Here is a 16203-nt window from a genome sequence, read left to right as displayed (position 1 = left end):
TTTTGCCAACAACTCGGCAAAGTGTTCCCGAATTCGTTAACGTGCTTACGTAATTTCGGAATCTTTCAATCGCGATTCCAACATACGCATAGACACCTTTTTCATAAGCAAATCAAAGCGCTTAAATTTTTCACGAAAACCCTAACGACTTTAAAGGGATAAAATAATTTCTCTTGTTTTCTGAAAAAGTATCATAATCGGCAATATAGGTGCCGCTGGTTTCCCTCTTTAGCTGCGATATACCCCCATCTTTTTTAGCTGGGATATTTGTGATTCGAAACTAAAACCAATATTTTCCCTTAGCCAGATTTCAAACTCTTCTGGCATGGGCACGGTTAATCCTTCATTGTGCTTAATCCTAACATCAAAGTATGCATTCCAATCATCAACTCCTTCTTCCCCCAAAATGCCTAAAATCGAATTAAGTAGTTGGGTAGGATGGTCTTTGATATCAGAATAATTAAATACATGAAAATTTTCTACTCCTACGAGCGGGGCCCAAATTTCAGCAGTTCGAATGTAATCGTTTCGTAAATTCGTCTTTTTACGATTTGCTTGTTCTTTTAGCCAATCGAAACTCACTGTATTTGGATCTAAATCAAACTTGATCATTCTTTTTCTTCCGATAGAATTTTTTAGTCTCCCATTATTATTGACTATCGCATTGGCTTTTTTAATCGGAAATGAATTTTTACAAAATTCAGTTGCATCCAGTTTGATCAATGAAATCACTTCAAAATCTGACCGCGGCCTATTTTTGGGTCGTTTCCGTACAGTGAAAATGATTCCAGCATTCGGGTTTACATTGTTCGGTATTTTATATATTGGAGATGAAATGACTCGTGAAGAACACCGAATTATGTTGATCGCAGCTCTACTACTTAGTGTCTTTTCACTTAACTTTATGAGAAAAATACCAGCAACCCCTCCGCCTAAAGCAGTAAGTGATAGCGTTGGTCGTGGTAGATTTCTTAAGATTGTCACTACGTCACCTCTACTTAAATTGCCTTTACTTTTAGAAGGGATAAAAAAGGTTCTTAATTGGCCAATTTTTGGATTATTTTTGATTGGGTATCTGAATCTTCCTGCAAATATTTTCTTTTTATATTTACTATCACAAATGTCAGGTCCCTTTTTAAGTGTTTTTTTCTGGGGAAAGCGAGCTGATATAACTGGTTTTAAAAGTATCTATCTCACAGTTTTTTTGGCTACAATTGCATTAACTCCGCTAATTTTTCTTATTCCTGATTTCGATGCTATCCCTTATATGGGGCCACAGTGGATTGTAGGTGTCAGCGCATTAATTATTTTTGGTTTCCTCCAAAATACATTAAAATCGGGGCATGGTATTGCGTCATCTATGTACCACACGCAGTTCCTAAATAAGGCAGATAGTTTCCACGCAGTAAATATATTAACTATGTTCGGGGCTTTCATGCAATCAGCTATAACAGCCCTCGGAGGATACTTCCTTATTATAACTACCAACAATAATGTAAATATTATTTCAAATGAGGGCTTTATATGGATAGATAGCTTCAGGATATTCTCTATTGGAATTATCATAATAGCTTGCCTGTTAGGGATTTTCCTATCCCGTAGAATAAATTAGAGCACTAATCAACGTGGTCTATTAGTAAGCGATGACGACAAAATAAACGCTACTGTAGCTTGATCGATTTTCAAAAGTTAGGTGAAAAGTACTCGCAGATAAACCGAAGTTCGTGAACGCCTTGGAAGAATTTATATACATTTTCTAATTATTCAAACGATACCAGAGAAGCTATTCATACGACTAATGCGATAGAATCGATGAGTTCGATGATCCGTAAGGCAACTAACAATAGGAAGCTCTTTCCGACGGATCGTTCGGACAAATGATATGTGCTTTTTTAACAGCTATGAGCACTTCTAAGGGGTACAAGCGAATTAACCCACCGATGATTCCCATTAGATATTTTTATAGAAGGCTGTTGTGAATTAGAAACTTTGGTTGGTATACTTTAAGTAATGTAAAAAGATAGAGTGTTGCTAGATCGTAACTCAGAAATGTCCAGTTGTGAGTTGCGTCCCAGTAGGCGAACTGCATTGTCGGTTGCTTGCTTACCAACTGTAGGGTATGAGTTAGTCATGCTAGCGCTGCTGTAAAAAAGTCATTAACATCTTTTTTGGCGATTGAATAATGGTTTTTTATACAGCAGTGTAGTGTAGAGTTACACGTGAATTTTTTGGTCAATAACTAGATCTGAAACTTCCCAGTTATATTCATTCATTAGCTTAACCATCTCGTTATATACCGGTTGCTCTTTATCTATGTCTCTGATGGTCAAAAGCAACGTAAATGGGACTTGTACGCCGCTCGCTTCATAGCCATCTCTGTCCAAGACTTTGACCCTTAATCGCCAATTTTCTATATTCACTCCTCTAGGGAAGCTTTTCTGGTATACCTTGACTGGAGACCATTTGTCTCCATTTTTGACCAGATCTTCTTCGTATAGGTGGGCATCATTTTTAGGTGGAACTTTGGACGTGAATTTACCATCTTCATCAATTTCACCAAAACCGACTTTTACATCTAACTGGCAGTATTCAAACGCTTGGTTTGGGTCAAGTTCCGGCTGATATACTAGAGTCATAAAAAACTCGCCTCTAACCTTTCCATCCTCAGTTCTTAAACAATCAGGTATAGGGAAAGGCAGTTTTTCAACTTCGAAACTTTTTTGAGCATGACCTTCAAAAGCAAGTGTTGTTTCATAATCTTGTACATCTAATATTTCAGGTATATCTTGGGGAAGCCCCCAACCATAGTATGGACGGTGCTCATCGCATACTATCTGTCCAAATGCTTTGTTGGCGTTGTGTATAAGTAGGGCTTTAACAAGGTTAGGAGTTGCTCGTTCTCCGAGTTCTTGGAATAGATTTGCCGCCAATGTAGATATAATTGGAGTAGCGTAACTCGTACCGATATCGTTTCTCTTGTTACCATTTGGGCAAATAGAGTTAACACCGATTGGGATTGCATTTCCGCCTACATTTAGTTGGTTGCCCCCGAAGTGCACTAAGTCTGGTTTTTGTACGTAATTAGATACTGGGCCTTTTCGAGAAAAAGGTGAAGGTTCTTCGTTTTTTACTGCACCATCAATGTGAGCGATTGAGCCTACAGTCAGCCCTCTCACTGAATCACCAGGGCTAGATACTCCATCATTGAGCTTTTCCTCTGGAGGCCAGCTTCTTAATGAGCCACTATAGTTACCTGCCGCAATAACACACAGGCAGTTATACTTATCCTGAAATTCATCTAACATCAATGCCATGGCTGAGATTTCACTTTGGGATACAGGCTCACTTGTACCTAATGATAAGTTCCAAACCTTGATCTCTGGATGTTCTTCTGCCGTTTCATACATCGAGTTTACGATGTTATAGATATCACCCACATTGTTTCCAAGAACTTCGACACTGACTACTTTGGATTGGCATTTGGGAAACCTGGTGTCCTGATTGTATAGGTAACTGTTGGTCACCATGCCACTAACAAAAGTGCCATGATTTAAGTCTCGAAAGGGGTCTGGGACAGTTCTTTTTTGACCGATGAGCCAGTTGTTTAGGGGAGCACAACTTTGACTTACGCCACTGTCAACGACCCCCACAATAGGGTAAATGACAGATGGGTTAGGTGCATGAATATCAGCAGGGGTTGGTGTAACACCTGAGCTATCCATAGGTTTAATAACAATACTGTTAGAGACAATGGCGCTTTGGACCGTTGCAATGTCTGGTAGTTCTTCTAGCAGGTTCTTTATATTTGAGCTAACTTTATATAGTCTTACAGACTCAGAGCGGTGTTTTTCCCATTTGCAATTAAGGCGCTTGAGAGTTGATTCAAAATCGATGTCAACTTTTCTATTTAGAGTCTCAGTCGAATATCTAAAAAGGCGGACAATAATTCCACTTTCTTCGCCTTCAGGGATAGAGATCGACGGTGAGTATGGTGCAATGGCTTTGACGGCAGAGAGTGCCTTAATGCCGAGTTTGCTCTTAACTGTGTGTATCTTTTGCTCAAGCTTGTTCAAGCCAGAACTATGAACCTCAACCAACATTTTTCCATAGCCAGCATCTCCAAAAAATGGGCAGGTTTGTTCATTGAATATAGCTGTTGGTCGATGAGATTTGGCAATAGCGTTATCTTCCAGCTCAACTACTGCAGTGCATACATCTAGTTCGTTTGTAGTTAAATTTTCTTTTATATGGTTTAGCGAACTAATTAGTTCTTCTCTAAAGTCATCACTGACATTTTTCAAAGGTGCGTTGCTACCACCAGTATGAACATCTGGTTGATAGTAATCTTCGGCAGAAAACTCAACGTGCTTTATAGGATTTCTTTCTTGTTTCATAATTTGCTTTCCTTGAGTAATTTGCTGATATAGCTAGGAGACACGCCCCATAGTTCAGCTAGTAGCTTCCCAGTGAATAAGCTTGTATTTATATCTTTTAGTCTTGGTATTAACTCCTGCTTCGACTCTAAGTCGCTGAAGCTCAACCATGGGTGAGAAACCATCAAGAGCTCTTTTAGTAACCCGATATATGAAGGAGACTGATCATTGACAACTGAGTGTCTTAGATACTCAAATGCCGCAATTTCTATCTCAGCCCCAGTCATACCTTTTGATGCAGCCACGCAGACATCGAAGCCTTCCATATCAACATCAAAGTTACGAAAAATTGAGTCTATTAACCTTTCTCGCTCCCTTTTCTTTGGAGGCATTAGTTCCAGTTTGTAATGGAAGCGCCTACCTACAGCAGGATCTAACAAATGAACATGGTTTGTTGCCGCTACTAAAATGGTATCACCTAAGTTATCGATGTTCTGAAGTAGACTCACTACTACACGTTTCAACTCGCCAATTTCATTTTTATCATCTCTAGCCTTTGCTATAGCATCAAATTCATCAAGAAATAGTACGCACGGTTCACTCTGAGCATATTCCAATAATGAACGTATATTTTTTGATGTTGAGCCCAAATAAGATGAAATTAAAGCATCAGCTCTAGCAGTTACTAATGGCAGATTTAACTTTGCAGCTAGAAAATTGGCCAGCTTACTTTTGCCTGTTCCTGGTTGACCATGGAGTAACAATGTTGGATTGATTGGGATGCCAACAGCACTGAGCTTATCTTTTTTTTGTAAGTACGCTAGGAAAGCATCAACAGTACTTTCATTTTCGTGAGACAAGAACACATTCGATTCTTCGATGCTAGGTATCGTCTTGTCCGCGAGAGAAAATCGATTATCTTTTTCGACAGGTACAGGCCTACTCAATGAGTAAGACGCTGATGAGGCGGAAGCTGTTTTGGTTGCTTGATTTGAAATGTTTTCTTTGAGTCCTTTCGCCGCTAGTTTTTCTCCATCTTTCGAAAGCTTGTCAATCAATTGCTGGGCATAAGCTGTAACCATCAGCTTATCTTCACTCATCGCACCTTGGATGATGTAGGAAATTTCATTAAAGTACTTCATAGTTAACTAATTTGGAGTTAAGATGAACCTATTGTAGATTAAAGTTCACCTAGTGTCTTTATAAATAAACTGGATTTGTGGTGTGCTATAGGTTTTTTTGTGAAGTAGCCTAGGGAGCTACATGTCACTTATCATCAACAATAATTTATTGATAGTAACGTTGCATATTAAACTTTCTATATTTGCACTCATTTCATGAGCAAAGGGGTGAGCAATTTGGCAAAAAGTAAATATTCTCCCTCAGAGACTAAATACAAGCGCTGGATAAAGGAAGGTCGTGGTAATGGCTGCGGTTCTGATTATCTACCTTGGTTAACAGTTCGAGATGTGCCATCTGACGGTCGCTCTCACCGTGTTTTTGGTCATAAAAGCCAGCGAACTCACCATTTGCTTTCAGATTTAGAACTTGCTGTTTTTTTAACTCTTGAGTGGAGTTCTCAGACCATAGATATTCGAGAGCAGTTTCCTCTTAAACGTGAGGAGACTCTTGATATTGCTGCTGACAATGGCATAAGACACCCAGCGGAAGCCGGTGTTAAGCTGTATATGTCATCCGATCTTTTGGTTGATGGCTTAGATCTCCAACTTCCACAGTATGTCATTCAAGCCAAGTACAATAATGCTTTAAAAGATCCCCGTGTTATTGAGAAACTGGAAATTGAACGCCGTTATTGGTTATTGAAAAAAGTTCCTTGGTTTCTGGTCACGGAAAACGATGTATCCCCAACGCTTGTCCAGAATATTAGCTGGATATACCCGGCTGAGAAGGATGAGATTGATGATGAAGTCTTGTTAGACAGGACTGCGTACTACAGTGACCTTTTTCAGCAAAATCCCAATAAAACGGTTACTGATATCTGTAAGTTGACTGACCGTATTTACAATCAAACTGATGGTTCTTCTATTTATGAAATCAGGCAATTGCTGGCTAATCGCTGTTTTTACTTTGATATGTTGTCCCAACCATTCTATTTGCAAAAAGGTAAGGATTTCGTTGTTGAGAACATGGGGAACTTAATAGGAGCTCGTCATGTTTCGAATCAATGAGGTCCTGGAGTATGAGAACGAGAGATTCCGGATTTTGAGCCAATTCGGAAACAATTTTGTTTGGATATCGATCGATAATAAAAGCGCCTTCCCCAGCATTATTGACTTATATTCGCTGGATTTGGCGATTCAAGATGAATTGTTACACCGAGTCGAAGATCCCTATTCTTATTTGATCATGCTCTCGCCCGAAGATGGCAGCACGGCTCAAGTAAAAAGAGACAAAAATTATGAGTTGATAAGCCCTATAATCCATCTTGAAGAATACTATCAGCCGAAACAACGAGCTAAAGCCATTGACCTAGTCATGGGTAATCACAAAACGACCAAGCAAACATTGTATCGCTTAATCCGCCAATACTGGCAGCGGGGGCAGATTGTTAACGCGCTTCTTCCTGATTACAAAAATTCTGGCGCAAAAGGCAAAAAGCGAATACCGGGAGAGGTAAAATTGGGGCGACCCAGAAAGTATGAGCCAGGTACAGGGGTGAATGTTGACGAATTTATAGAGAAGCTATTCAGGATAGCCATTCAGAAGTATTTGTTAACTGAAAAAGGTTATTCATTTCCCTACGCACACCGGCGTTTTAAAGATATATATGAGACCTATTTCCCTGATGTGCCAGAGACAGAAATTCCAACCAATTGGCAGATGAAGCACTTCTATGAACGTGAATACACCCAGGTAGAAAAAATCAAAAGCCGGTCAAGCCAAAATGCCTATAACAAAGATATTCGACCTTTGACCGGAACGGCGACTATGCATGCTTTGGGGCCGGGCTCCCGTTTTGAAATTGACGCGACCATCGCGGATATTTACGTAGTTTCCGATGTAAACAGAAGCTGGATTGTTGGACGTCCGGTTGTTTACATCGTTATCGACGTCTTCAGCCGCCTGATAGTTGGGTGTTACATCGGTTTTGAAAACCCCTCTTATGTAGCCGCTATGCAGGCTTTACAAGTTGCTATGACTGATAAGGTCGAGCTATGTCATCAATATGGGATAGAGATCGAATCTCAAGAGTGGCCTGCTATCGGATTTCCAGATGCCATTTTGGCAGATAGAGGTGAATTACTGGGTTATCAGATAGAAAATCTAGAAAAAAGCTTTTCGGTGCGAATTGAAAATACACCACCGTATCGAGGCGATGCTAAAGGTATCGTAGAACGAAATTTTAAAACATTGCAAGCTGACTTTACTCCATTTGCTCCAGGTGTAGTAACGGGAACCATCGTTAAAAAGCGTGGTGGTAAGGATTATCGTCTTGATGCTAAGTTATCTATTTCGGATTTTAAAGAAATCATCCTGTCCTCAATTCTTTATCATAATCTTTATCATGTGATGAAGACCTATGACAGATCTGCCGATATGCCGGTTGATTTGCCTTCTGTGCCATTAGAATTGTGGAACTGGGGGATTCAGCACCGTACTGGCCGGTTGCGCTCAGCTTCTGAAGAAGCAGTAAGATTAAGTTTACTTCCCAGAACAGATGCAACGATCTCTGATTTGGGGATATGCATTTTTGGTATTTACTATACCTGCCAAGAGGCTATTGTCGAAGGGTGGATGCATCGAGCCCAAGAAGTGACTCGTCCGCAAAAAGTTTTGGTGGCATATGATCCCAGTCTAGTCGATGAAATTTATCTTTTTCCTAGCCGAAACAGTGCTGAACACTGGGTTTGCAAACTCTCCGGACGCTCCAGAGAGTTTGCCAATTGCACTTTCTGGGAAGTGTGGCAGCGACAAGAACAGAAAAAATTCACTGCTGCTGAAAGTCAAGTAAGAGCTGATAAGCAAAAACGAAAGCATGAACAGCGAGTGATTGACAAAATTAGACAAGCAGAGAAATTAAGCCCTGATACTTCAAGCATCCCGAATACTGAACGCATCGGTGATATTCGGTCGAACCGAAAGGCTGAGCTACAAAATGAACGCGACAGTAGAAAAACGAAAATACAAACAGATGTAAAAGACACAGCAGATATCATTCCTTTACATGGTGTTCCGGAGGAAGATTATGACTACCCGAGTTATGTCGATGAGTTATTCGATGATGAGGATGATAACGAATGAGTTTGCCAAGTGAATATGTTAACGCCATATATAAAGATACTGGTAACCCAGCCTATAAAGGAAACCCATTTATCGAGGCTTTGACACCAATCATGGAGCTTAAGCAACTAAAAGAAGGATTAGAAGGTAAAGTCGATTTTTCTTTGAATGATCTTCAGGATAAGCCTCGACAACGGGCTCATATGGTTGCAGCTTTACTTGATGATTTTTTCCAACCCTTATCCCAGCATGTTCTCTTGGAAGAGCGCATATCGATTATGATCCGGCGTGGTTATGTGAGCCGAAATTTACTGGATGGTTCATTGAATAAGCATTTACAAAATGGCTACGAACGGGTGATGTCCGGTGATTTGCAGAGTTATAAATTCAGAAATGTGCTAACGACAGCAACTTGTTTATCTCTTATCGGATGTTCCGGTAGTGGTAAAAGTTCAACCCTTGAGCGTATTCTTGCCACCTACCCTCAGGTTGTTTATCACGAACAACATAACTTTTTTCAACTCAGCTATCTGAAAATTGAGTGCCCAAATAATGGATCACAGCAAAGTTTGTGTCTGAATTTCTTCCGAGAAGTAGATAAGCGGTTAGGTACGAATTATGAAAATACGCATGGTCGCAGGCGTCTTGGGGTACCAACATTACTGGCTTTAATGAGTCAGGTAGCGAATGAACGCGCTATTGGTGTTCTGGTTATCGATGAAATTCAACGCTTGAAAATTCGCAAGGCGGTTGGACGAGAGCAAATGTTGGAATTTTTCGTCGAACTTGTTAACACAGTCGGGATTCCGGTGATATTAGTTGGTACTCCGAAAGCCCGCCCATTGTTTGAGGTTGAATTACAATCAGCAAGACGTACCACGGGCATTGGTTCTCTTTATTGGCAGCCCATGCCGCAATATCCAGAAAATCCGAATACAAAAAGTGAATGGCTTGCTTTTACTAATAAGCTCTGGAAATACCAGTGGCTTAATCGACGTGATGAAGTTCTTACCGATGAAGTCAGAGATTGTTGGTATGAGTTATCACAAGGCGTATTGGATATCGTGGTTAAGTTATTTGTTCTGGCTCAGCTACGGGCTATTGCCTCTAAGCTCGAACGAATTACCGTGAAGGTCTTACGGTCAGTTTATAACGATGAACTTAAACCGGTACACCCTATGCTGGATGCTATTCGCCGGGGTAACCCAACCTTGATAGCTAAATACTCTGATCTACGAGTAGAAGATATCGACAAGCGACTGCTTAGCCTTTACCAAAAAATAAATGAGATCCCAGATGAGCCTGAATTACCTTTCAGTTGTAACGAACAAGCAATGCGGCTTTACAGTTTGCTCGTACAAACCGGTTGCCAGTCTGAAATACTTATTCCGCTCGTTGAGAAAGTTTTCCGCGAACAGCCTAAGTTGACATTGCGCGAGATGATGCCGGTCATACTTGATTGGTATGACGAAAGTAAGCAGTTTGTAGATCAGCAACCGAAAGAACCAAAAGCGACCGTAGTTAAACGTGTAGATTGGTCAAGCCTTGAAACTTGCGATTTACGATTTGTGTATTCACAACTGACTAAGAAAGAAGATATGTACAGTGCGATCAAGGCAAATAAACTTATTTTGGATTTGAAAAAGGTCAGTTGAGTGCTCGGTTTCCCTATTCCCTATCCAAATGAGTTAATTTACAGCTTAGTTGCCAGGGCAGGGGTTCATAGCGGAACCATATCGCCTAAGCAGCTATTGGATGAGGTTTATGGAGATCGCAAGGTTATCGCTACGGTTGACCTACCGAGTCATCTGGCTCAAATTTCCGGGCAATATCCATCGGTTTTAAATATTACGACGGCTTCACTGATATACCAGCACACGCTTTTCCCTATTTACGCGCCTTTTATTGAAGAAAGAAAAAGACTGGCTGGCATGCGCTGGATGGTAAATCAATCCAAAGGGCTTATACACTTGGTTTTCGGAATTGCTGCTTCAATTGTTAAGCAGCCGAAGCTACTCAGATATTGTCCTCAGTGTTTTGAGGAGCAATTAGGCAAATATGGTGAGAGGTATTGGATGCGTAGCTGGCAAGTGCCAGGAGCCACATGGTGCAAAAAACACGAAACCCCTTTGTGTGAATTTTCTATTCAACCACATTACGAACATCGTCATGAATTTTATGCGGCAGACACAACACTGGATGACAGACCAATACGGTATCATAAAAGGGAATCTTTACGCATTAGCCATGTTGTCGAACAACTTCTGCAAGTGGAAGTACAAACATCGCCAACTTTTCATCAATGGAACTGCTATTACCATGATTTGGTCGTGCTAGCCGGTTGCAACCGAGGGGCTAATGTAAAACATGATGAAGTTCGGGAACGTATCCATTCCTTTTGGAGTAGAGGTTGGTTGGCGGATAACCAACTCACACTGGCGAGGCGAGATACCGGCTGGGTCAGAACTATTTTACGAAAGCACCGAAAATCCTTCAGTTTTATGCAGCACCTAATCATTCAGTCCAGTTTACTAGACCGAGATATTTCACCATCTGACATGTTGACTAACGTAAAGCATTACCCGAAAAAGCAAAGAATTGTCCATTCAGTGGTTTTGCCGAAGCAGATTAATCGAGATAAAAGAATTCAATGGCTGAAGCTGTTGAAAGAGTGCGGGTGCAAATACGCTCGATTACATGGTTCGCAAGGTTTGTACATGTGGTTGTACCGACATGATTACGAATGGCTGATGAAAATTAACCGACGCTATGAGCATCCGATCATGTATGAAAATAGGCGGGTCGATTGGCCTAAGCGAGATCGTTCGCTTGTTCGTCGATTATGTCAGTTGCGACAGCAGTGTGAACAAGATGATTATTCTCCCCGTATGACGAGTACTTTCTTGCTGTCAAAACTAAAGATTGGGGCGATACCGGAGAGGAAATTTCGGTATTTACCTTTAACTAAGCAATTTCTTGCCAAGTACTCGGAGTCGGTTGCTCAATACCAAATTCGGCGATTGGAAAATCAGTACATCTCACTCTATTTACAAAATATTCAGGCTGAGCGGTGGCGTTTACTGCGAGGCTCGGGGCTGAGTGAAGAGCGTTTAACTCCACTGGCTCGATGTTTTTTAACAGGAATAACGGAAGGTATATGGGCGAGTACAGATTTAAGCACATCCCAGAAGATGCGTTAGTGTTGGGTATTGGTTCGCTGTTTAAGAAAAATTGCAACGTGTTTTGGGGAATTAACGTCAGCTTTTCAAAAAAGCTTGATCGTCCATCAATACCCATTGCTGGTGTTCCATTGATTCGACGTTACAAATCATTAAGTGCCAATCAGTCTAATCAGTTAAAAGGAAGACAGTTAACTTTTACCATTATGAATGCTCAGCTGTGGGGCAAAAAGCGTTTAAGGGACTGCCTTGCTTTTCGTTCAATGGGGAATGGGCACAATTCTGAACAGTGGTGCTTTGAATTTGATGTGCCTGATGGTCCAACTGTTTTCCTACCTCAGCTTGAATTAGCACGTGTTCTTTTTCTGCATGATAACTATATGTCCAGAATCTGTTTGGAACACGGAAAGCTGTCATCAGACTTCAATATCACCAATATAAACGGGCATTGGCAGATTGATGTGATGCCAAATTCTAGCTATCCGATTGCCGCTTTTAATGATGAACGTTCACGACGATTCTTAAGTTGGATATTGATGGACCCTGAGGCTCGAACTTCATTTGAAAGTATTCACCAGACAATGATGAGAGAGCATACATCCAGTGGGCAGTATAAATTTTGGGATTTCTCTTTTACACCTCCTTGCTTAAATAGAACAAAACTAGATGTGTCAGGGTGGCACGATTGGAGCAGTAACAGCTTTTTTGCCTGGGAAATTAGAAGAGTGGAAGACTTGCCATCGAGTATGCCTGATGAACTAGATTTTTATCACCCTGATTTCAAAAGGCAGGTAACAGGTCAAGGTGGCGGAGCTAATTCAGGTAGACCTAAACGTCCAGAAGAGCACGAACTTGATGATGAGGAAGAGGCTGACTCTGATAAAGCACGTGTTGTTTTAGATACAGAATCAGTTGGCTTGTCATTTCGTAAGCCATTCAAGACTAATCGAGTAACTGATAAAACTCGGAAGGCTAATAGCGGTAAGCCCGATGATAGTGAACCTAATGAACAACTTCCCAATAAGTTATCTCCGAATGGTGATAATGTTACAGGCACAATTGCCGGTGCTGATTATGATGTTTTGAATGACGAAAGTGATGATGCTCATCTGTATGCAAGTAAATTTGAGATTTTCTCTCAGGTTATTGATCGTTTGGAAACTAATCACGGATGTCAAACGTACCGCTATCCGCTTAGAAAATTACCTAAATTGGCACGTTGTACCAAACACATGATGGGGGATGATGCTAATCCAAGGTGTTTGGCTGTAGTCGAAGTTACTTATCATGGGCAGGTGTATCATTTTGTTGAAGTCGATACATCTGATGCGAAAAATTCGATATCGACCATGGTCCTAAAGTTAAAAGATAACAGTACATTACTTGATCAAATAGCAGCCTTAGAAATCCGGCTACTTAAGAAGTCTCTAGCTTGGCCGCGTGATTACATCTCGTCAATTTGTGGAGACGGTAACTTCAAGGGAATCTCTCATCCTCCATGTAAACACAAAGGTTGTCTTGACCCTGCTGATATTGATAAATGGGCAGGATGGTTCACAGGGTGGCTAGATCAACAGTAAATAGACACCATCTCATTGGATTTTTTTGTAGTTATTTGAAGTAACTCATTGTTAAAACAATATCTATGTCAAATCGATTGAGTATGCAACTTGTGTTGTTTAAACTATGCTTAAACTTCAATATGCAGTATGGCTAGATATTATGGATGATAGAAAGTGGCCTCAGGACTATCCAGCAGACATCCTCGTACCGCCCGACGGTGCTGTCGAGATAGATGCTAATTTATATAGATTAGTGTATAAAGATATCCCTGACGCTGATGACTTTTTAGCTAGTTATAAAGATCCGAAGCAGTGTCATTTATCAAGAAGAGCTAATATTAGGAAAAAATCAGGATTCTATGGGACATCGTTCTTTGATACTCACGATAGTATCAAAGATCTAGTTGAAGGTAGCCCTGAAAGATTTTCAGGCCAACTGATTGCCGCAGGACGAGTTAAACCTGAGCACGGCAAAGGGGAGCTTCCCCTTAAAAGTCATCATGTATCGGTGTGGTTTTACGATGGGGTATATCCAAAAGGTTTCAAAGTAGTATGAGTGCTAAAGATGATTTGCTGTTTTTAACGAGCAGCAGATGTGGATCGTTATATTATCATAACGTTTATAGTTATTATGACGAGCCCCTTATTTTTACAGCATTAAATGAATACGATCAGTTATTTTTTTGTTATAGCTTAGGCTGCGACGAACTACACGATCGTTGGATCATCGTGCCTGCTTCTCAAGAAAAAGTTAACCGACTTGAACAAAAAGATATACCAATCGTCCATATGATCAAGCCATCAGTGTCAGCAAAAGTACTTTTGACCAAGATTGATCTAGATACTAACGAGGTATCTGAAGAGTTTGCGGTAGCCAAAAAACTGCCATATAAAATGCCAAAATATAATGTTTTTATTAGAGAAAATATTAACTATGATGGCAGAAGAAAACATTCTCATCGAATTAGAATTGCAAAGAAATCAAATAAAGACATTATTTCTGAAACGCTGAACCAAGTATCTGAAGTTTTTGGTGAGTTTTGCCGACATTACCTTAAAAAACATGAGATATCAGTTTCTTTTTATCCAAGGGATGCAGTTGAAGGTTCTTTTGTTTATCGAGTTAAAACAGCAACAAAAGACGAAATTAACTTTAGGTCAAAAGGTTATGAACTGTTGTCTAAAGTATCTTCGCATGAAGATTTTTTATCGAGTTTAGAAGCTCAAGAAATTGATTTAAGGATAGTTCGAAAACTGTTTGATTTGATTGGTTCTAATGATATAGAAATTCAGTTAATCGACGAAGATTCCACTCAAACGATATTAGGCCTAGAGCCAAATTATGTAGAAGAACTCCTTCCTGATATTAATGATAAGCTGGGTTCCTATTTGGATAGTACTATGGTTCCTCAAGCTGATAGTTTGGAAAGAATTAGATTATATCTAAACATTGTTGATCGGAACCGTGTAGTTACTGCTAAAGAGTTAGGTGTTAAGCCAAGGCAAGTCAGTTATTATCGAGATGCATGTAAATTACTATCTTTAATTCATGATTACTCGTCGCTAACTCCTTTAGGGCTGAAAGTTGCGGCATCACAAAATGATGAAGAATGGGTGAAGATCATTCAGCGACAGTTTGAAGAATCTGATTGCGGGCATATATGGATGCTCAATCAGGATGTTAGCTCGATACTTGATATTCATGAGAATTCTGCAGCGGAGTTTCTTATCGAAAACTGCAACGGCTTAAGTGACAATACAAGCCGTCGCAGAGCACAGACTTTAAAATCCTGGGTTCGAAAATTTAAAGAGTTTGCCTAATATTATTTATCCTAGTTTTTGTTAATTTTACTGCTTCAATATTTAAATCATTGCCTCTGAAATTACGATTTAGTAACTCAGTGGCTTGACCAACAAACCCTGAACCACAAAATGGGTCAATTACCAAGTCTTGCTCATTTGAACTCTGTTCTATTAATGTTTTGGCTAAGTTTACTGGTTTCTCTGTGGGATACCCTTTCCAGACTCTTTTCTCAACAAGAATATCTGGGATAGATAGGTTATTTAGCTTACGTTTCCCCTTCTCGAAAAAAAGAATGAATTCATATCTCGCTCTATAATGATATCCCATACCAATAGACACTTTGTCCCAGACAATAGGCTTCCAAAATTTAAATCCCATGCTTTCAGCAATAGGTTTGATAACAAACATAGTTTCTTGGTCACAGAATAAATAAAAATGACAGTTCTTTTTCATTACCCGGTAGATCTCAGAGACTAACTCTTCAAATCTTTCATTTGGAAAGATATCAAACCATTGATTGCTGGATGATTTACTATTCTTGAGTCGGGTAGTCGTGCCAATTTTTCTATGCTTTTCGAGAGACTCGTATGGAGGATCTGTGATTACAAGATCCACAGAATTTGATTCTATGGTTCTTAACCATGTTATGGCATCTAAGTTAGATACATCTATTTCTTTAAAGTTATTTTTCTCTGGCCGTGGATGTGTCATCTTTGCTACTTACATGGATTTTTATACAGTAAATTATGACATCTATTGTTGATTAAATCATCTCGATTCTAGATTATTGCTAGCAAGTCGGGGTTTATTGAATACATTGATTTAGATGTCTGGGTATTAAGTATGAGACTTTATTACTTTAAATTTTGAGGTTGATAGGTGAGATAGCGGATTTAGTATGATACTTTATTTTTTATCCTAAGATTAAGCCCCTTGTATACTGGGGATTAAGAGTACTTTTAGTATGATACTTTATTCTTCTCTCACAAATTTGTGGTCGGATAATTAAGTCTGATTGAACCTCCTGCTAAGTTTAGTCGGAG

General features: G+C 39.9%; 12 protein-coding genes and 1 pseudogene. 9 read left to right on the top strand and 4 right to left on the bottom strand.

The window, feature by feature from the left end; genetic code table 11:
• Positions 1-228: 228 nt before the first annotated feature.
• Positions 229-612, bottom strand: a complete 384-nt coding sequence (locus ACWU4D_RS18030; RefSeq protein WP_456052842.1) for a hypothetical protein — start codon at positions 610-612, stop codon at positions 229-231.
• A 52-nt stretch (positions 613-664) separates the two neighbouring features.
• On the opposite strand from ACWU4D_RS18030, the gene ACWU4D_RS18025 reads away from it, so the two are divergent.
• Positions 665-1612, top strand: a complete 948-nt coding sequence (locus ACWU4D_RS18025) for a hypothetical protein (protein ID WP_456052841.1) — start codon at positions 665-667, stop codon at positions 1610-1612.
• A 134-nt stretch (positions 1613-1746) separates the two neighbouring features.
• A pseudogene (locus ACWU4D_RS18020) lies at positions 1747-1881 on the top strand (transposase); the annotation flags it as partial.
• Between the two features lie 332 nt (positions 1882-2213).
• Here the strand turns inward: ACWU4D_RS18020 and ACWU4D_RS18015 are convergent.
• On the bottom strand, positions 2214-4394 hold the full coding sequence (locus ACWU4D_RS18015; RefSeq protein WP_456052840.1) for a S8 family peptidase: 2181 nt from the start codon (positions 4392-4394) through the stop codon (positions 2214-2216).
• A complete protein-coding gene (locus tag ACWU4D_RS18010) occupies positions 4391-5515 on the bottom strand; it encodes an AAA family ATPase (protein ID WP_456052839.1) in 1125 nt (374 codons plus the stop codon). Before ACWU4D_RS18010 ends, ACWU4D_RS18015 begins: the two co-directional genes overlap by 4 nt.
• A 216-nt stretch (positions 5516-5731) precedes the next feature.
• Here ACWU4D_RS18010 and ACWU4D_RS18005 point away from each other — a divergent pair, with 216 nt between their 5' ends.
• The 7 genes from ACWU4D_RS18005 (at position 5732) to ACWU4D_RS17975 (ending at position 15177) form a co-directional block, all read left to right on the top strand.
• On the top strand, positions 5732-6562 hold the full coding sequence (locus ACWU4D_RS18005; RefSeq protein WP_456052838.1) for a TnsA endonuclease N-terminal domain-containing protein: 831 nt from the start codon (positions 5732-5734) through the stop codon (positions 6560-6562).
• A complete protein-coding gene (locus ACWU4D_RS18000; RefSeq protein WP_456052837.1) occupies positions 6546-8636 on the top strand; it encodes a Mu transposase C-terminal domain-containing protein in 2091 nt (696 codons plus the stop codon). Before ACWU4D_RS18005 ends, ACWU4D_RS18000 begins: the two co-directional genes overlap by 17 nt.
• A complete protein-coding gene (locus ACWU4D_RS17995) occupies positions 8633-10270 on the top strand; it encodes an AAA family ATPase (RefSeq protein WP_456052836.1) in 1638 nt (545 codons plus the stop codon). The genes ACWU4D_RS18000 and ACWU4D_RS17995 overlap by 4 nt, the downstream gene beginning before the upstream one ends.
• Positions 10271-11815, top strand: coding sequence for a TnsD family Tn7-like transposition protein (locus tag ACWU4D_RS17990; RefSeq protein WP_456052835.1), 1545 nt, complete (start codon positions 10271-10273; stop codon positions 11813-11815).
• Positions 11773-13374, top strand: a complete 1602-nt coding sequence (locus ACWU4D_RS17985; protein ID WP_456052834.1) for a Tn7-like element transposition protein TnsE — start codon at positions 11773-11775, stop codon at positions 13372-13374. Before ACWU4D_RS17990 ends, ACWU4D_RS17985 begins: the two co-directional genes overlap by 43 nt.
• A 142-nt stretch (positions 13375-13516) precedes the next feature.
• Complete coding sequence (locus tag ACWU4D_RS17980; RefSeq protein WP_456052833.1) at positions 13517-13912, top strand: hypothetical protein; 396 nt, start codon at positions 13517-13519, stop codon at positions 13910-13912.
• The gene (locus ACWU4D_RS17975; RefSeq protein WP_456052832.1) at positions 13909-15177 is read left to right on the top strand and encodes a DUF6575 domain-containing protein; all 1269 of its coding nucleotides are present in this window, start codon (positions 13909-13911) and stop codon (positions 15175-15177) included. The genes ACWU4D_RS17980 and ACWU4D_RS17975 overlap by 4 nt, the downstream gene beginning before the upstream one ends.
• On the opposite strand, the gene ACWU4D_RS17970 is transcribed toward ACWU4D_RS17975, so the two are convergent.
• The gene (locus ACWU4D_RS17970) at positions 15161-15871 is read right to left on the bottom strand and encodes a DNA-methyltransferase (protein ID WP_456052831.1); all 711 of its coding nucleotides are present in this window, start codon (positions 15869-15871) and stop codon (positions 15161-15163) included. The two genes, ACWU4D_RS17975 and ACWU4D_RS17970, sit on opposite strands and share 17 nt — an antisense overlap.
• Between the last annotated feature and the right edge of the window lie 332 nt (positions 15872-16203).

Source organism: Vibrio phycocola (assembly GCF_053850235.1).
Note: the sequence above shows the minus strand (reverse complement) of the source record. Positions and strands in the feature narration are given on the sequence as shown.